We start from the raw sequence: 16,013 nt of genomic DNA, 5'->3' as shown, positions 1-16,013 counted from the left end.
GGACCGGGGAGCCGCCCCCGCACGTCCGGAGCCGGGCCGGCGTCCCTGCGGGACCGACGCCGGGCGCGCCGGTGCTTTCAGAACCGGACGGGCAGCGCCTGCAGGCCGCGGATGAGCGAGCCGTTCAGGCGCCAGGCCACGTCCTCGGCGGGGCAGGCGAGTCTGATGCCGGGCAGGCGGCTCAGCAGCGTCTCGAAGGCGATCCGGGCCTCCAGCCGGGCCAGCGGGGCGCCCAGGCAGAAGTGGATGCCGTGGCCGAAGGCCAGGTGGTGGTTGCCGGTGCGGGTGACGTCCAGCGTGTCGGGGTCGTCGAACGCCGCCGGGTCGCGGCCCGCCGCACCGAGTGAGACGTGCACCACGCCGCCCTTGGGCACGGGGACGCCCGCGATCTCCATGTCCTCGGTGGCGAAGCGGAACGTGGCCCGCTCCACCGGTCCCTCGTAGCGGAGGAACTCCTCGATCGCGCCCGGCAGCAGCTCGGGCCGCTCCCGCAGGAGCCCGAGCTGGGCGGGATGGGTCAGCAGGGCCAGCATGCCGTTGCCGATGAGGTTGACCGTGGTCTCGTGCCCGGCGATGAGCAGCAGCGTGAGCGTGGCGAGCAGCTCCTGCTCGCTCAGCAGCCCTTCCTCGTCGCGGGCGGTGACCAGCGCACTGATCATGTCGTCCCGGGGGGCCCGCCGCCGCTCGTCGATCAGCCCGGCGAAGTAGGCGCGGACGGCGGCGTTCACCGCGTCACGCTGCCGGGCCGCCTCCTCGGTGAACGCGGGTGTGATCAGGCTGGCCGACCATTCGCGGAAGTCGGCGCGGTCGGCGGAGGGCACGCCCAGCAGCTCGCAGATCACGGTGATCGGCAGCGGGAAGGCGAAGTCGTCGAGGAGGTCGGCCTCGCCCGCGGCCTCCATCGTGTCGACCAGCCGATCGGTGATCTCCTGGATCCGGGGGGCCAGGCTCGCGGTCCGCCGCGCGGTGAAGGCCCCGGCGACCAGGCGGCGCAGGCGGGTGTGGTCGGGCGGGTCGCTGTTGAGCATGTTCCTGGCGAGCGCCGGGTTGCCCCGCACGACGGCGTCCTGGAAGAAGCCCGGCGCGTGGCCGAGCCCCTTGGCCAGCCGCGGATCGGTCAGCGCCTGGCGGCCGTGCTCGTGGTCGATCACCACGAACGCCGGCACCCCGCGCGGGAAGTCGATCGCGTGGACCGGCCCCCGCTCGCGCAGCCTGCCGTACTCGGTGTACGGGTCGCGCCCGAACTCCGGGCTGAGCATGAACTCGAACGGCAGTCTCTCCGTCGTCGGCTCCGGCATGGGCGCTCCTCGGTCACGGCTCGACGTCCCCTGCCTCCAGCTTGGACCAGGGGCGGGGAGAAGCGGGTCGATGTGACGGGGATCACAGCCGTCCGGGGCCGGGACCGCGTTCCGGCTGGAGGTGGAACGCGGACGCCCCGGCGGTGGAGGACCCACCGCCGGGGCGTCCGCGCACACGGGCTCAGGAGAGCTCGACGTCCTTGATGAGCACCGGGATCTTGGGGGCGTGGGAGCCGCCGTCGCCGGTGATGTCGGCCTCGTTGGTGATCCACCCGCCGGCGACGATCTTGTCGATGATCTCCATGCCCTTGGAGACGGTGCCGAACGGGGTGTAGGCCGGGCCGGAGTCCAGCTGGGCGGTCTCGTCACTGTAGGAGATCCAGAACTGGCTGCCGTTCTGGTTGGCGGCGTCGGGGGCCTGCGCCAGGGCGACGGTGCCCCTGCCGTACGACAGGCCGCCCAGGTTCTCGTCGTTGAAGACGTAACCCGAGCTGCCCTGGCCGTCGGTGGAGTTCTTGCCGTCGGCCTTGGCCTGCGGGTCACCGCACTGCAGCAGGCCCAGGCCGGAGTTCTCCGGGGTGGCCAGCCGGTGGCACTTGGTGCCGTCGTAGAAGTTCTTCTTCGCCAGGAACGCCAGCGAGTTGACGGTGCAGGGAGTCGCCGGGGTCAGCAGGTCGATCACGATGTCACCGTGGTTGGTGGTGATCGTCATCGTCTTCAGCTTCAGGTTCGGCTTCTTGGGCGGGTAGCCCACGAACTTGGTGGGGCTGCCGGTGGTGTCCTTGCGGTACTCGCAGGTGGCGGCGCCCGGCTTGGCCGAGGGGGTGAGGTCGGGCGCCGCCGGGGTGGAGGCGCTCTCCGACGGGACCGGCGTCTGGGCGGCCACCGGCTCCTTCTCGCCGCCCATCAGGGTCGAGGCGGCGATCACGCCTCCGGCCACGACCACCACCGCGGCGCCGGCTCCGATGAAGGTGTTCCGCTTGGCCTTGCTCGCCTGCTCGGCACGTCGGGCCTGCCGCTCCTTGTGCTCCCGAGCCAGCTGGCTCTGGCGGTCTTCGCCGCTCACCGCTATGTCCTCCAGGATCACCATCTGTACGACTGTTGACTCCGCGAAAGCGTACCGGCCCCGGAGTGTGGTGGATGTAAGCGGCGTAAAGCGCAGGACGGGGCAGGAGGGAAGATCCCGGAGGTCTTTACACGTTCCAGATCCCCGTCGTGATGGGATTCCGGTCTGGCGACGACCACGCCAGCCGCCCGCACGACCGGAGTCACCTCATGCTCGACGAGATCCTGGGCCTCCCGGCCCACCCCCTGATCATCCACGCGACCGTGGTGCTGACGCCGCTGCTCGCGGTGGCGGCGGCCGTCTACGCACTGGCCCCGCGCACGCGCGCCGCCCTGGGCTGGGCGGTCCTCGGGCTCGCGGTGGCCGCTCCCCCCGCGGCCTTCGCGGCCAGGCAGAGCGGCGCCGAGCTGAAGGACGGCCGGTTCTCCTCCGCCGGAGGGCGGCTGGGCGAGCGCATCGCCGAGCACGAGAGCTTCGGCACGCCGCTGGTGCTGGCCGTCCTCGCCCTCGGACTGGTCTCGCTGGGCATGCTGCACGTCCTGCGCGCCGCCCGGTACGGCCGGCCGGTGGAGATCGCCGTCTCCGGACTCACCGTGCTCCTGGCGGCGGTGGCGGTCTACTACGTGGTCCGCGCCGGCCACAGCGGGGCCGTGGCCGTCTGGGGAAGCTGATCCCCCGCGGCGGCGGTACTGTCGGGGCGTGGACAGCCTGTTCGATTCGGCGGCGGAGGAGGCGCACCGCGGCCAGGAGCCCCTCGCGGTGCGGATGCGCCCGCGCGGCCTGGACGAGGTCGTCGGCCAGCGCCACCTGCTGGGCCCGGGCACCCCGCTGCGCCGGCTGGTCGAGGCCGAGGCGCCGATGTCCCTGTTCCTCTGGGGGCCGCCCGGCACCGGCAAGACCACCCTCGCCTACGTCGTGGCGGGGGTGACCAAGCGCCGGTTCGTGGAGGTGTCCGCGGTGTCGGCCGGCGTCAAGGAGGTCCGCGCCGCCATCGAGCAGGCCCGCCGCGAGCTGGGCATGTCCGGGCGGCAGACCGTGCTGTTCGTCGACGAGGTGCACCGGTTCAACAAGGCCCAGCAGGACGCCCTGCTGCCCGCGGTGGAGAACCGCTGGGTCACCTTCATCGGCGCGACCACGGAGAACCCGTTCTTCTCCGTGATCTCCCCGCTGCTCTCCCGCTCCCTGCTGCTCACCCTGGAGCCCCTGTCCGGCGACGACGTCCGCACGGTGCTGGAGCGGGCGGTCGCCGACCCCCGGGGCCTGGACGGGCGGGTCCGGCTCGCTCCCGAGGCCGCCGACCACCTGGTACGGCTGGCGGGCGGGGACGCCCGCCGCTCGCTCACCTACCTGGAGGCCGCCGCGCTGATCGCCGACGGAGAGATCACCGTGGGGACGGTGGAGCGCGCGGTGGACAAGGCGGCCGTCCGCTACGACCGGCAGGGCGACCAGCACTACGACGTGGTCAGCGGCTTCATCAAGAGCATGCGCGGCTCCGACGCCGACGCGGCCCTGCACTACCTGGCCCGCATGGTGGAGGCGGGGGAGGACCCCCGGTTCATCGCCCGCCGTATCGTGATCTTCGCCTCCGAGGACGTCGGCATGGCCGACCCCACCTGCCTGCAGACGGCGGTGGCCGCGGCCCAGGCGGTGGAGTTCATCGGGCTGCCGGAGGGGCGGCTCAACCTCGCCCAGGCGGTGATCCACTGCGCGCTGGCGCCCAAGTCCAACGCGGTGATCACCGCCGTCGACGCGGCCGCGGCGGACGTGCGCCGCGGAGACATCGGCCAGGTCCCCGGCCACCTGCGCGACGCCCACTACCCGGGAGCCGCGAAGCTCGGCCACGGGCAGGGCTACCGCTACCCGCACGACTTCGAGCACGGCCTGGTCCGCCAGGACTACCTGCCCGAGCCGCTGCGCGGACGCCGCTACTACCAGCCCACCCGGCACGGCGCCGAGGCGGGCTTCGCGGACCGCTGGGCCAGGATCCGCGCCTTCCTCCGGGGCGGCCGGGCGGATTAGGGATCCCCCTCCGTGACGCGGCATGCCGGGGGAACGGGGCGGGACGCGATAGGGTCTTGCCGTTCCAGCCGGGTGAGACAGGGAGATTCGGCGCATGCTTACCGCAGGAGAGGTCGCCGGCCTGATCGTGGCCGTGGCCTGGGTGGTCCTGGTCTGCTTCCTGGCCGTGGTCCTGCTCAAGCTGTCCCGGCTGCTCACCGAGACCACCAAGATGGTCTCCGAGCTGAGCGACCGGGCGGTGCCGCTGCTGGAGGACGCGGCCGTCACCGTCAACGAGACGAACCGCCAGCTCGTCGCCGTCGAGGCCATCGTCCGCGACGTCAAGCAGGTCAGCGGGCATGCGGCCCGGGTCAGCGGCGTCGCCCAGGTCCTGGTGACCGGCCCTATGATCAAGGCGGTGGCGCTCGGCCACGGCCTCCGGCGGGCCATCGGCGCCCGCGGGCGGTCCGCGTCCGGCGCCCGGGCGCTGGAGAGGCGGCGGCGATGATCCGGAGACTGTTCTACATGTCCCTGGGCGCGTTCGGTGCGCTGTGGGTCAGGCGTAGGCTGGCCGAACTGCACCCGAACCACCTGGCGCGGCGCGCGGCCCGGGGCGCCTCCGGCCTCCTGGACCAGGCCCGCGACGTGGCCGCGGACGCGCTGGACGGCGCGGCCCGGAAGGAAACCGAGTTGCGGTCCAGATTCGGGCTCGACAGTGTGGAAAACACCTATCACTACGACGTAAAGGATGGCCGCTGACATGGAGTCGGCAGAGATCGCCCGCCGCTTCCTGCGCTTCTTCGAGGAGCGTGGGCACACCGTCGTGCCCTCGGCCAGCCTGATCGCCGAGGACCCGACGCTGCTTCTGGTCCCCGCGGGCATGGTCCCCTTCAAGCCCTACTTCCTGGGCCAGCGCACGCCCCCCTACAAGCGGGCGGCGAGCGTGCAGAAGTGCGTGCGCACCCCGGACATCGACGAGGTCGGCAAGACCACCCGGCACGCCACCTTCTTCCAGATGCTCGGCAACTTCTCCTTCGGCGACTACTTCAAGGACGACGCGATCCCGTTCGCCTGGGAGCTGCTGACCCGCTCCGAGGCCGACGGCGGGTTCGGCTTCCCCGAGGACCGGCTCTGGGTCACCGTCTACCACGACGACGACGAGGCCGCCGAGCTCTGGAACAAGAAGGTGGGCGTGCCCGCCGAGCGCATCCAGCGCCGGGGCATGGCCGACAACTTCTGGTCGATGGGCGTGCCCGGCCCCTGCGGCCCCTGCACCGAGATCTACTACGACCGCGGCCCGGAGTACGGCCGCGAGGGCGGCCCGATCGCCGACGAGAACCGCTACCTCGAGGTGTGGAACAACGTCTTCATGCAGTTCGAGCGCGGCGCGGGCGGCGGCAAGGAGGACTTCCCGATCCTCGGCGACCTGCCCGCCAAGAGCGTCGACACCGGCATGGGCCTGGAGCGCATGGCCGCGATCCTGCAGGGCGTCGACAACATCTACGAGATCGACACCACCTACAAGATCCTCGACCGCGCCGCCGAGCTCACCAAGACCCGCTACGGCCGCGACGAGCGCGCCGACATCAGCCTGCGCGTGGTCGCCGACCACGTCCGCACCGGCACCATGCTGGTCGCCGACGGCGTGCTGCCCGGCAACGAGGGCCGGGGCTACGTGCTCCGCCGCATCCTGCGCCGCTCGATCCGCAACCTGCGCCTGCTCGGCTCCGGCGAGGAGCGCTACATGCACGAGCTCACCGCCGTCGCGGTCGACGTGATGGGCGAGCTGTACCCCGAGCTCAAGGCCGACGCCCCGCAGATCCACGGTGTCATCGACGCCGAGGAGGCCTCCTTCCTCGGCACCCTCCGCACCGGCACCGCGATCTTCGACGCGGCCGTGGAGGAGACCAAGCGCAAGTCGGCGACGGTGCTCTCCGGCGACCAGGCCTTCCAGCTCCACGACACCTACGGCTTCCCGATCGACCTGACCCTGGAGATGGCCTCCGAGCAGGGCCTCAAGGTCGACGAGGAGGGCTTCCGCCGGCTGATGAAGGAGCAGCGCGACCGCGCCAAGGCCGACGCCGCGGCCAAGAAGACCGGCAACGCCGACATCTCGGTGTTCGGGCAGATCCTGGAGAAGGCCGGCAAGGTCGAGTTCCTCGGCTACGACCAGGTGAGCGCCGAGTCCGAGGTCGTCGGCCTGCTCGTCGACGGGGCCTCCGTCCCCGCGGCCGGCGCGGGCACCACGGTCGAGGTCGTGCTGGGCCGCACGCCGTTCTACGCCGAGGGCGGCGGCCAGCTCGCCGACCAGGGCGTCATCCGCGCCGACGGCGCCGAGGTCGAGGTCGTGGACGTGCAGTCGCCGGTCGCGGGCCTCGTCGTGCACCGCGGCAAGGTCCGCGGCGGCGAGATCCGGGTGGGCGACCAGGTCCAGGCCGAGATCGACGTCGAGCGTCGCCGGGCCATCTCCCGCAGCCACACCGCCACCCACATGGTGCACCGCGGCTTCCGCAACGCGCTGGGCGAGACGGCGGCACAGGCCGGTTCGGAGAACTCCCCCGGCCGCTTCCGCTTCGACTTCACCGCCGCCGGAGCCGTACCGCCCAGCGTGCTGCGCGACGTCGAGGACGAGGTCAACGCCATCCTCATCAACGACCTGCAGGTCAACGCCTTCCACACCTCCCAGGCCGAGGCCCGGGCGATGGGCGCGCTGGCGCTGTTCGGCGAGAAATACGGCGAGACCGTCCGCATCGTCGAGGTCGGCGACTACTCCCGCGAGCTCTGCGGCGGCACCCACGTCGCCAGCTCCGGCCAGCTCGGCCTGGTCAAGGTGCTGGGCGAGTCCTCGATCGGCGCCGGGGTGCGCCGGGTGGAGGCGCTGGTCGGCCTGGACGCCTTCCGCTTCCTGGCCCGCGAGAGCGTGCTGGTGGCCCAGCTGTCGGAGCAGCTCAAGGCGCGCCGCGAGGAGCTGCCCGAGCGCATCGAGGGCATCGTCACGCGGCTGCGCACCGCCGAGAAGGACCTGGAGCGGCTCCGCTCGGCCCAGGTGCTGGCCGTGGCCGGGGAGCTGGCCGCGGGAGCCCGCGACGTGCACGGGGTGTCCGTCGTGACGCACCGCGCGCCCGACGGCACCTCCGCCGACGACCTGCGCAAGCTCGCCCTGGACGTGCGGGGCCGCTTCCCGGCCGACCGCGCCGCGGTCGTCGTGGTCGCGGGCGTGCCCGGCGACCGGCCGGTCGCCGTCGCGGCGGTCAACGAGGCCGGGCGCGGGCGCGGGCTGAAGGCGGGGGCGCTCGTCGGCGTCGCCGCCAAGGCGCTCGGCGGCGGCGGCGGCGGAAAGGACGACGTCGCCCAGGGCGGCGGAGCCCGCCCCGAGTCGATCGGCGACGCGCTCGGCGCCGTCGAGCAGGCGATCGCGCAGACGCTCGCCTGACATCCGGCCCCTGACGCGCCCGATGACGGACGGCGCCCGCGAACCGGACCCCGGTTCGCGGGCGCAGGAAAGAACGGCATGAGAAACGGCACACGGCTGGGCGTCGACGTCGGCTCGGTGCGCATCGGGGTGGCCCGCAGCGACCCCTCGGGCCTGCTGGCCACCCCGGTGGAGACCGTACGGCGCGGCAGAGGCGACCTGGAGCGGCTCGCGGAGCTCGCGGCCGAGTACGAGGTCGTCGAGGTCGTGGTGGGCCTGCCCACCTCGCTCTCCGGCCGCGAGGGGCAGGCGGCGGGGCTCGCCCGCGAGTTCGCGACCCGGATCGCCTCCCGGCTGGCCCCCGTCCCGGTGCGGCTGTTCGACGAGCGGCTCACCACCGTCACCGCCCAGCAGGGCCTGCGGGCCAGCGGCGTGAAGGCGAAGAACCAGCGCGGGGTGGTGGACCAGGCCGCGGCCGTCGTGCTGCTCCAGGCGGCCCTCGACGCCGAACGCGCCACCGGCAGGGCGCCGGGCGCTCCCGTGGCGGTGCCGGACGACCGGCCCGGCGAGCAGAGCGGCGGCCCGCTCGGCCGATGACCGCCCCGCTCGGCCGGTGACCGGCCCGGCCGAGCGGGGCGGCCGGCCGATGGCAGGATCCGCCGCGCGCAGGAGGACCGTGCCCTTTGGGAGGTTCACATCCAGATCAAGATGGTTGGCCGCAGTTTGTGGTTGTAGGTCCGGAGCATAGAATCACGAAATTCCTTGACGAAGAGAGTGAGTTGGCGGGATACCGGGAAGAGCTGAGCAGATACCTCGGGGCGTGCTGATGCCCGGAGGAGGATTCGCCGTTCCCCGCAGCCGGGCGGCGCGCATCGGGACATCAGGGGCAGAAGCCCGGAGGACCTGGATGTTCAGCTCGGTGAAGCTCCACGGTTCGGAAGATTCACTTGACGCCGGACCGTCCGTGCCGGGAGATTGGCCAGCGAATCATGAACGACCTTGACATGGACTTCCTGGTCGGCGCCGAGGACGACGATGGTCGGTCGCGGCGCCGGTCGCGCGCGTCCTCGGGACGCGACGGCGGGAGGCGGGGCCGCCGCCGCAAGCGGCGCCGTAACAAGGGCGGCTTCCTGGCCCCCATGCTCGCGCTCCTCATCCTGGTGGGCGGCATCGGCGCCGGCGGCTACTACGGCTACACGTGGCTGAGCGACGTGATGACCCCCGACGACTACACCGGCCAGGGCACCGGCGAGGTCACCGTGGAGATCACGACGGGGCAGAGCGCCACCGACGTCGCCCGGACGCTGGAGGAGCAGGGCGTGGTCAAGAGCGCCAAGGCCTTCACCAACGCCATCGCGGCGGCCGGCAAGAGCTCCTCCCTGCAGCCGGGGACCTACACCCTGCGCAAGCAGATGTCCGCCGCCGCGGCGGTCGAGCTCCTCGACCCGAGCAAGCAGCTGATGGACCGGGTCACCCTCAAGGAGGGGCTGCGCCTGTCCGACACCCTCATCACCCTGGCCAAGGCGACGGGCCGGCCGCTGAAGGAGTTCCAGCAGGCGGCCAAGGACGCCGAGGCGCTGGGCCTGCCCGGCTACGCCAGGGGCAGGCTGGAGGGCTACGCGTTCCCCGCCACCTACGACGTCACGCCCAAGATGTCGGCGGCCGACATCCTGACCGCGATGGTCGAGCGCTTCAACGACACCGCCGACAAGGACAAACTGGTCGCCGGGGCCAAGGAGCTCGGCCACACGCCGCACGAGATCATGACGATCGCCAGCATCATCCAGGCCGAGGCCGGCCGGGTCAGCGACATGGGGAAGATGGCCCGGGTCATCTACAACCGCCTGGAGAAGGGGCGGAAGCTGGAGATGGACAGCACGGTGATGTACGGACTGAACAAGTACGGCATCGCCGCGACCAACGCCGATCTGCGCAGCACGTCCCCCTACAACACCTACGCCAGGACCGGGCTGCCGCCGGGGCCGATCAGCAACCCCGGCGACCACGCCATCCAGGCGGCGCTCAACCCGCCCGAGGGCGACTGGTTCTTCTTCGTGACCACCGACCCCGAGCGGCGGCTGACCGAGTTCGCCACCACCGAGGCGGAGTTCCTCCGGCTCAAGGCCAAGTTCGACAGGAAGCAGGCGGGCGGGTGATGCGGTCCGCGCCGGAGGCCGTGACGAGGGCCGCGGTCCTGGGCTCGCCGATCGCCCACTCGCTCTCGCCCTACCTGCACCGGGCCGCCTACGAGGCGCTCGGCCTGGACGGCTGGAGCTACCAGGCGATCGAGTGCGACGAGGCGGCGCTGCCCGCCCTGCTCGACGGCCTCGGCCCAGGGTGGACCGGACTCTCGCTGACCATGCCGCTCAAGCGGGCCGTGCTCCCGCTGCTCGACACCGTCTCCGACCTCGCCGTCGAGGTGGGCGGGGCCAACACCGTGGTCCTGTCCGGGGGCGCCCGGTACGGCGACAACACCGACGTGTACGGCATCGTGCGGGCACTGTCCGAGGCCGGGGTGGCCCCTCCCCGGTCCGCGGTGATCCTGGGCGGAGGGGCCACGGCCGCCTCCACCCTGGCCGCCCTGCGCGAGCTGGGCCTGGGCGAGGCCACGCTGGTGGTCCGCGACCCGGCCAGGGCGGGGGAGACCGCCGAGGTGGCCGAACGGCTGGGCACGGCCCTGACGGTGCAGACCTTCGACAAGCTCGACGCGGTCCTGGACGTGGACCTGGTGGTCTCCACCCTGCCGTCCGGCGCGGCGGACGGCTTCGCCGACCTGGTGGCCGCCCGCGCCCCCGCGGTCTTCGACGTGGTCTACGCCCCCTGGCCCACCCTTCTCGCGCAGGCCGTACGGCGGGCGGGCGGGACCGTGGTCGGCGGCTTCCCGATGCTGCTGCACCAGGCGGTCCGGCAGGTCGAGATGATGACCGGCCGCACGGACGTGCCGGTGGAGGCGATGCGCGCGGCCGGTGAGGCGGAGATCCTCAGACGAGCCGGTCGGGCGAGCTGACCGTCCCGGAGCCGTATGGCCGGAAGCCGCGCCGGGCGACGGTGAACAGCAGCGCGACGATCAGCACCTCGACCACGAGGGGGAACCAACCCCGCAGCTGCAGGTGCTGAGGGAACTGCTGGCCGTACGCCAGGGCGATCAGGGGCGACAGCAGCAGCAGGGCGCGACGGCCGACCGGGGTGCGGCTGCCGGCGCCGCAGGCCATGGCGAGCAGCGCCGGGACGAGCAGCTGTTCGATGAAGAAGTCGAGCATGAACCCGTACCAGAGGACGCCGACGGCCGCCAGCGCCAGCAGGGAGGCGGAGGCCCAGCGGAGCAGCGTCCGGCGGCCGATGAGCTCCGCACCCGCGGCGGGGTCCGGCGCGAAGGTCAGCAGGAGGGCGACGGCGACGGGGACCGCCGACTGGAGCGCGATGTTGGCGGGGGTGAACCACTCCGAGATGAAAGCGCCCTCCCCCTCCATGGCGATGATCGCGGCGGTGTAGAGGGCCAGGCCCAGGAGCGCCCACAGCCACGCCCAGGCGATCGCCGTCCGGCGCAGCCCCAGCAGTGCCAGTCCGAGGGTCAGCGCGTCCGGCAGGAGCGTCAGAGCCGAGATGGCGATCCGGTGGAGGGGCTGCATCCCGTTCATCAGTACGAGTACGGCCGGGACGGCGTGGGTGATCAGGAGGTAGAGCGGGGCGACGATCGCGGCCGCGTTCAGCGCGTCGCGCCACCGCGGCGCGGATCCCGGCCCCAGGAGGCGGTGCGCCCGGATCCGGATGGCCCCGTGGACGAGGTCGAAGGTCTCGCGCGGGCCGGGACGCCGCTGCCCCGGCTTCGCTCCGGCGAGCATCACGCCGATCATCTCTTCGCCGTGGCGGGCCCGGTGGTCGGCGGGGTACCAGGCGAGGAGCCTGCGGTAGCGCTCCTCCAGGCCGGTCACGCGGTGCCCCCGGCGAGCCCGCGGCCGGAGGGCGCGCCTCCGGTGAGATCGCGGAGGAGGGGCGCGCCCCCGGTGATCCCATGACGGAAGAGGGCGCCTCCGGCGAGGCGGGCGCGCAGCCGGGTGGAGGCGGCCTCTGCGTGCCGGCGGAGCCGTTCGGCCTCGGCCGCCAGGCGGGCGCCGCCGGAGTCGGTCAGCCGGTAGTAGCGGCGGACGCGGCCGTCCACGACCTCCTCCCGGTCGCCCTCGATGAGGCCCTCGGCCTGGAGCCGGTCGAGGGCGGCGTAGAGGGTCCCGGCGCGCAGGACGACCCGGCCGGCGGAGATCTCCCGCACGTCGGTGATCATCCCGTAGCCGTGCTGGGGCCCGGCGGCGAGGGCCGTGAGGATCAGGAACGTGGGTTCCTGCATCGGGCGATCATTCACATGATCTTTATATACCGATCGACTGTATATTGGCAAAGGGATGATTCGGCGGCTGCGCACGGTTGTGGTAACGTGACTACTCGATCGGTCCGGCATGCCTGCCGGACGCGCAAGCGGAGGTCTTCCTCCCACCTGGTCGGCCGCGAGGCCGGCAGGTCAAGGATCACTCCGGTTAACCCCGGAGGGCTTACGGCTTAGGGTTCGTGAGTCCATGTGGCCCCGCATGCGCGACGTGCGGGGCACTTTGCGTTCCGCGTCCTGTTGACCAGGGCGCGCACGCGTGACCTCCCGGCACGATCGAGCACGTGGCAGTCGCCCGCCAGAGGGCGGCGGATCGCAACCTAGGAGGCCCCATCAGCGCCGAGCCCCGCATCAACGACCGTATTCGTGTGCCCGAGGTGCGCCTCGTCGGCCCGAACGGCGAACAGGTGGGCATCGTCTCCATCGGCGATGCTCTGAAGCTGGCTCAGGAGTCCGACCTCGACCTCGTCGAGGTCGCGGCGACGGCTCGCCCGCCTGTGTGCAAGCTCATGGACTACGGCAAGTTCAAGTACGAGTCGGCCATGAAGGCACGTGAGGCGCGCCGCAACCAGGCGTACACGATCATCAAGGAGATCAAGCTCCGGCCGAAGATCGACCCGCACGACTACGAGACCAAGAAGGGTCACGTGGTGCGGTTCCTCAAGGCCGGGGACAAGGTCAAGGTCACGATCATGTTCCGCGGCCGGGAGCAGTCCCGGCCCGAGCTGGGCTTCCGGCTCCTGCAGCGGCTGGCGGAGGACGTCACGGAGCTCGGCTTCGTGGAGTCCCAGCCCAAGCAGGACGGCCGTAACATGATCATGGTGATCGGCCCGCACAAGAAGAAGGCCGAGGCCAAGGCCGAGAAGGCGGCGGCCAAGGCCCAGCGCGGCGAAGAGGCTGCGGGGACCGAGACGCCCGTCACCGACGAGGCGGCCGCTCCGCAGGAGTGACTCGCATAGCCTGAACGCTCAGGCAGCCGCGAGAAGAATCCGGGACCGGGTCCGGTCTCGCAGTCAGGCATGCCCTTGACTCGGGTCACCGGCCCGGGACATCGGCACGATCGAGGGAGATACGGCTGAGATGCCGAAGATGAAGACGCACAGCGGTGCGAAGAAGCGGTTCCGGCTCACCGGCTCGGGCAAGATCAAGCGCCGCCGCGCCAACCGCGCGCACTACAACGAGTGGAAGTCGTCCACCCTGACGCGCCGTCTCAAGCCCGAGGTCGTGCTCTCCGACGCCGACGCCAAGAAGATCAAGAAGCTGCTCGCTAAGTAACGATCCCGGGGAGATAGATACACATGGCACGCGTGAAGCGGGCGATCAACGCCAAGAAGAAGCGCAGGGTCGTTCTCGAGCGGGCGAGCGGTTACCGGGGCCAGCGGTCGCGTCTGTACCGCAAGGCCAAGGAGCAGATGCTCCACTCGATGACCTACGCCTACCGGGACCGCAAGGACCGCAAGGGCACCTTCCGCCGTCTCTGGATCCAGCGCATCAACGCCGCTGCCCGCCAGAACGGCATCACCTACAACCGGCTCATCCAGGGTCTGCGCCTGGCCTCCATCGAGGTCGACCGCAAGATCCTCGCCGACCTCGCGGTGAACGACGCCGCCACGTTCGCGACGCTGGTCGAGGCCGCCAAGAAGGCGCTCCCGGCCGACGTGAACGCGCCGGTCGCCTGAGGCCGGACACGGGTGGCCGGCCGGGTCCGGCTCCGTTGGAGAACGCGGTCCGCAGCGATCACGCTGCGGGCCGCGTTCGCATTCACGCGGGTTCTCTCGAGGGACGGGTATGGCGGGTTCTGAGCTGACGAACATCAAGTCGCCGCGGGTGAAGGCCGCGCGGCGGCTGACCAAGCGGGCCTTCCGAGACCGGGACCGGTCCTTCCTCGCCGAGGGGCCGCAGGCGGTCCGCGAGGCGCTGGCCCTGGACGACGTGGTGGTGGAGCTGTTCACCACGGCCGAGGCCGAACTGCGGCACGCCGAGATCGTCTTCGCGGCGCGGGCCGCCGGGATACCGGTCCTGCGGACCAGCGGGGAGGTCATGGCGGAGCTCGCCCAGACCGTCACCCCGCAGGGGCTGCTGGCGGTGTGCCGCTTCGTGCACGTGCCGCTGGAGCGCGCCGTCACCGCCGACGCCCGCCTGGTGGCCGTCCTCGCGCACGTCCGCGACCCCGGCAACGCCGGAACGGTGCTGCGCTCGGCCGACGCCGCCGGCGCCGACTCGGTGATCTTCACCGACGCCTCGGTCGACCCCTACAACGGCAAGTGCGTCCGGGCGAGCGCGGGCAGCCTGTTCCACCTCCCGGTCGCCACGGGGGCACCGGTGGCGCAGGCCGTGGCGAAGCTCAAGGAGTCCGGCCTGCGGGTGCTCGCCGCGGACGGCGCGGGCAAGCAGACCCTGGACGACGTGGACCTGTCCGGGCCGACCGCGTGGATCTTCGGCAACGAGGCCTGGGGGCTGCCCGAGGAGCTCCTGCGGCTGGCGGACGACGTCGTCCGGGTGCCGATCTACGGAAGGGCCGAGAGCCTCAACCTCGCCACCGCGGCCGCGGTGTGTCTGTATGCATCTGCCCGGTTCCAGCGCGCCGGTTCGCCCTCCGCCCCTGGGCCGAGGCTGCCGTAGGACGCGGGAAACCCGCTATTGTCGGCCTTGGAGTCCGAGGAGGCGGGGTCGTGCACGGCGAACACACCGACGAGCGGGGCGCTGACTCCCCATGTGTGATCGGCGTCGACGACCTTCCCGACGGCCTCGTGGTGACCGACCGCGACGGCCACGTGCTGACCGTCAACCGCGCCGCCGCCCGCCTGACCGGGATCACCCGGGAGCGGGCCGTCGGCCGCCACGTGCGGGACGTGCTCTCCCTGCAGGACCAGGACGGCCGCGACTGGTGGAAGTGGCTCGACCCGTACGGCGGGCTGCCCACCCGCACCCGCCAGCCCGAGCTCCCGCTGCGCACTCCGGGCGGCCAGGAGCTGCTCGTCGCCGCCCGGCTGGTGCGCAGGCCCGAGCGGGGAGGCGAGGTCGTCCGCGTGGTCGTCACGATGCGCGACGCCGGAGCCCGCGCCCGCCTGGAGCGCAGCCGCGCCGACCTGGTCTCCACCGTCGCCCACGAGCTGCGCTCCCCGCTGACCAGCGTCAAGGGGTTCACCGCCACGCTCCTGGCCAAGTGGTCGCGCTTCACCGACGACCAGAAGCTGGTCATGCTGGAGACGGTCAACGCCGACGCCGACCGGGTGACGCGCCTGATCACCGAACTGCTCGACGTGTCCCGCATCGAGTCGGGACGGCTGGAGATCCACCGGCAGGTGGTCGACCTGCCGGCCAGGGCGCGCCGGCTGATCGCCGGGCGGGTCGCGGCGGGGGAGCCGGAGGACCGCTTCCGGCTCGAGGTGGACGGCGAACTGCCCGAGACCTGGCTCGACCAGGACAAGATCGACCAGGTCCTGGCCAACCTGCTGGAAAACGCGGTGCGCCACGGCCGGGGTACGGTGACAATAGCCATGGAACCGAGCGAATGGGGAGTCACCGTGTCCGTCCGTGACCAGGGGGAGGGCATCCCGCCCGAGCTGGCCACGCGCGTGTTCCGGCAGTTCTGGCGGGGCAACGCCCGCCGCCGGGGCGGCACCGGGCTCGGCCTGTTCATCGTCAAGGGCCTGATCGAGGCCCACGGCGGCACCGTGTCCGTGCGGCGGGGCCCCGAAGGCGGGGCCGAGTTCCGATTTACCGTGCCCACCGGCACCCCCGACTTCGCCTGAACGGCGGACCCGAGGCCCGGTGGGCCGACTCCACGCAGCCGAGTGCTTCCCGGCGATCTCTAGCCGCTTCAGCGACTAGACTCGTGACTCCTCCGCTCCCCGAAGG

General features: G+C 72.1%; 17 protein-coding genes. 13 read left to right on the top strand and 4 right to left on the bottom strand.

Going from position 1 to position 16,013, the window contains the following annotated elements; translation table 11 throughout:
* Nucleotides 1-77: 77 nt before the first annotated feature.
* Together HS048_RS25160 and HS048_RS25155 are read right to left on the bottom strand one after the other, a co-directional pair.
* Complete coding sequence (locus tag HS048_RS25160; RefSeq protein ID WP_196468855.1) at nucleotides 78-1,298, bottom strand: cytochrome P450; 1,221 nt, start codon at nucleotides 1,296-1,298, stop codon at nucleotides 78-80.
* A gap of 181 nt (nucleotides 1,299-1,479) precedes the next feature.
* Complete coding sequence (locus HS048_RS25155) at nucleotides 1,480-2,388, bottom strand: peptidylprolyl isomerase (RefSeq protein ID WP_230881872.1); 909 nt, start codon at nucleotides 2,386-2,388, stop codon at nucleotides 1,480-1,482.
* 128 nt (nucleotides 2,389-2,516) lie between these two features.
* Here HS048_RS25155 and HS048_RS25150 point away from each other — a divergent pair, with 128 nt between their 5' ends.
* From HS048_RS25150 to HS048_RS25115, 8 genes are all read left to right on the top strand, one after another.
* Complete coding sequence (locus HS048_RS25150; protein ID WP_153054119.1) at nucleotides 2,517-3,035, top strand: DUF2231 domain-containing protein; 519 nt, start codon at nucleotides 2,517-2,519, stop codon at nucleotides 3,033-3,035.
* Nucleotides 3,036-3,063: 28 nt separating this feature from the next.
* A complete protein-coding gene (locus tag HS048_RS25145; RefSeq protein WP_068895383.1) occupies nucleotides 3,064-4,383 on the top strand; it encodes a replication-associated recombination protein A in 1,320 nt (439 codons plus the stop codon).
* A gap of 94 nt (nucleotides 4,384-4,477) precedes the next feature.
* Complete coding sequence (locus HS048_RS25140; RefSeq protein WP_068895381.1) at nucleotides 4,478-4,870, top strand: DUF948 domain-containing protein; 393 nt, start codon at nucleotides 4,478-4,480, stop codon at nucleotides 4,868-4,870.
* Entirely contained in the window at nucleotides 4,867-5,121 is a 255-nt protein-coding gene (locus HS048_RS25135) for a hypothetical protein (protein ID WP_068895379.1), read from the top strand. The genes HS048_RS25140 and HS048_RS25135 overlap by 4 nt, the downstream gene beginning before the upstream one ends.
* Nucleotide 5,122: 1 nt before the next feature.
* Complete coding sequence (gene alaS, locus HS048_RS25130) at nucleotides 5,123-7,795, top strand: alanine--tRNA ligase (RefSeq protein ID WP_068895377.1); 2,673 nt, start codon at nucleotides 5,123-5,125, stop codon at nucleotides 7,793-7,795.
* 78 nt (nucleotides 7,796-7,873) lie between these two features.
* Nucleotides 7,874-8,371, top strand: coding sequence for a Holliday junction resolvase RuvX (gene ruvX, locus HS048_RS25125; RefSeq protein ID WP_068895375.1), 498 nt, complete (start codon nucleotides 7,874-7,876; stop codon nucleotides 8,369-8,371).
* 392 nt (nucleotides 8,372-8,763) lie between these two features.
* Nucleotides 8,764-9,930, top strand: coding sequence for an endolytic transglycosylase MltG (gene mltG, locus HS048_RS25120; RefSeq protein ID WP_196468854.1), 1,167 nt, complete (start codon nucleotides 8,764-8,766; stop codon nucleotides 9,928-9,930).
* A complete protein-coding gene (locus tag HS048_RS25115; RefSeq protein ID WP_196468853.1) occupies nucleotides 9,930-10,781 on the top strand; it encodes a shikimate dehydrogenase in 852 nt (283 codons plus the stop codon). The genes mltG and HS048_RS25115 overlap by 1 nt, the downstream gene beginning before the upstream one ends.
* Here the strand turns inward: HS048_RS25115 and HS048_RS25110 are convergent.
* Both HS048_RS25110 and HS048_RS25105 read right to left on the bottom strand, forming a co-directional pair.
* Complete coding sequence (locus HS048_RS25110; protein ID WP_196468852.1) at nucleotides 10,756-11,706, bottom strand: hypothetical protein; 951 nt, start codon at nucleotides 11,704-11,706, stop codon at nucleotides 10,756-10,758. The genes HS048_RS25115 and HS048_RS25110 overlap by 26 nt on opposite strands.
* Nucleotides 11,703-12,116, bottom strand: coding sequence for a PadR family transcriptional regulator (locus HS048_RS25105; RefSeq protein ID WP_068895370.1), 414 nt, complete (start codon nucleotides 12,114-12,116; stop codon nucleotides 11,703-11,705). Before HS048_RS25105 ends, HS048_RS25110 begins: the two co-directional genes overlap by 4 nt.
* A gap of 368 nt (nucleotides 12,117-12,484) precedes the next feature.
* On the opposite strand from HS048_RS25105, the gene infC reads away from it, so the two are divergent.
* From infC to HS048_RS25080, 5 genes are all read left to right on the top strand, one after another.
* Entirely contained in the window at nucleotides 12,485-13,102 is a 618-nt protein-coding gene (infC, locus tag HS048_RS25100) for a translation initiation factor IF-3 (protein ID WP_305791167.1), read from the top strand.
* 130 nt (nucleotides 13,103-13,232) lie between these two features.
* Nucleotides 13,233-13,427: a 50S ribosomal protein L35 gene (gene rpmI, locus HS048_RS25095; RefSeq protein WP_068895367.1), complete on the top strand. Its 195-nt coding sequence runs from the start codon at nucleotides 13,233-13,235 to the stop codon at nucleotides 13,425-13,427.
* Between the two features lie 23 nt (nucleotides 13,428-13,450).
* Nucleotides 13,451-13,831 carry a 50S ribosomal protein L20 gene (gene rplT / locus HS048_RS25090; RefSeq protein WP_068895365.1) on the top strand — a complete coding sequence of 127 codons (381 nt, stop codon included), beginning with the start codon at nucleotides 13,451-13,453 and terminating at the stop codon, nucleotides 13,829-13,831.
* A 109-nt stretch (nucleotides 13,832-13,940) separates the two neighbouring features.
* Complete coding sequence (locus tag HS048_RS25085) at nucleotides 13,941-14,774, top strand: RNA methyltransferase (protein ID WP_068895364.1); 834 nt, start codon at nucleotides 13,941-13,943, stop codon at nucleotides 14,772-14,774.
* A 50-nt stretch (nucleotides 14,775-14,824) separates the two neighbouring features.
* Nucleotides 14,825-15,907 (top strand): ATP-binding protein, encoded by a 1,083-nt coding sequence (locus HS048_RS25080; RefSeq protein ID WP_068895362.1) that lies wholly within the window; start codon nucleotides 14,825-14,827, stop codon nucleotides 15,905-15,907.
* The last annotated feature ends 106 nt before the right edge of the window (nucleotides 15,908-16,013 follow it).

The organism is Planomonospora sp. ID91781, assembly GCF_015711595.1.
Classification (GTDB): Bacteria; Actinomycetota; Actinomycetes; order Streptosporangiales; family Streptosporangiaceae; genus Planomonospora; species Planomonospora parontospora.
Note: the sequence above shows the minus strand (reverse complement) of the source record. Positions and strands in the feature narration are given on the sequence as shown.

Coding starts and splice junctions, on each gene's coding strand:
- HS048_RS25160 (WP_196468855.1), bottom strand. CDS start 1,298: ATGCCGGAGCCGACGACGGAGAGACTGCCGTTCGAGTTCATGCTCAGC.
- HS048_RS25155 (WP_230881872.1), bottom strand. CDS start 2,388: ATGGTGATCCTGGAGGACATAGCGGTGAGCGGCGAAGACCGCCAGAGC.
- HS048_RS25150 (WP_153054119.1), top strand. CDS start 2,517: ATGGGATTCCGGTCTGGCGACGACCACGCCAGCCGCCCGCACGACCGG.
- HS048_RS25140 (WP_068895381.1), top strand. CDS start 4,478: ATGCTTACCGCAGGAGAGGTCGCCGGCCTGATCGTGGCCGTGGCCTGG.
- HS048_RS25135 (WP_068895379.1), top strand. CDS start 4,867: ATGATCCGGAGACTGTTCTACATGTCCCTGGGCGCGTTCGGTGCGCTG.
- alaS (WP_068895377.1), top strand. CDS start 5,123: ATGGAGTCGGCAGAGATCGCCCGCCGCTTCCTGCGCTTCTTCGAGGAG.
- ruvX (WP_068895375.1), top strand. CDS start 7,874: ATGAGAAACGGCACACGGCTGGGCGTCGACGTCGGCTCGGTGCGCATC.
- mltG (WP_196468854.1), top strand. CDS start 8,764: ATGAACGACCTTGACATGGACTTCCTGGTCGGCGCCGAGGACGACGAT.
- HS048_RS25115 (WP_196468853.1), top strand. CDS start 9,930: ATGCGGTCCGCGCCGGAGGCCGTGACGAGGGCCGCGGTCCTGGGCTCG.
- HS048_RS25105 (WP_068895370.1), bottom strand. CDS start 12,116: ATGCAGGAACCCACGTTCCTGATCCTCACGGCCCTCGCCGCCGGGCCC.
- rpmI (WP_068895367.1), top strand. CDS start 13,233: ATGCCGAAGATGAAGACGCACAGCGGTGCGAAGAAGCGGTTCCGGCTC.
- rplT (WP_068895365.1), top strand. CDS start 13,451: ATGGCACGCGTGAAGCGGGCGATCAACGCCAAGAAGAAGCGCAGGGTC.
- HS048_RS25085 (WP_068895364.1), top strand. CDS start 13,941: ATGGCGGGTTCTGAGCTGACGAACATCAAGTCGCCGCGGGTGAAGGCC.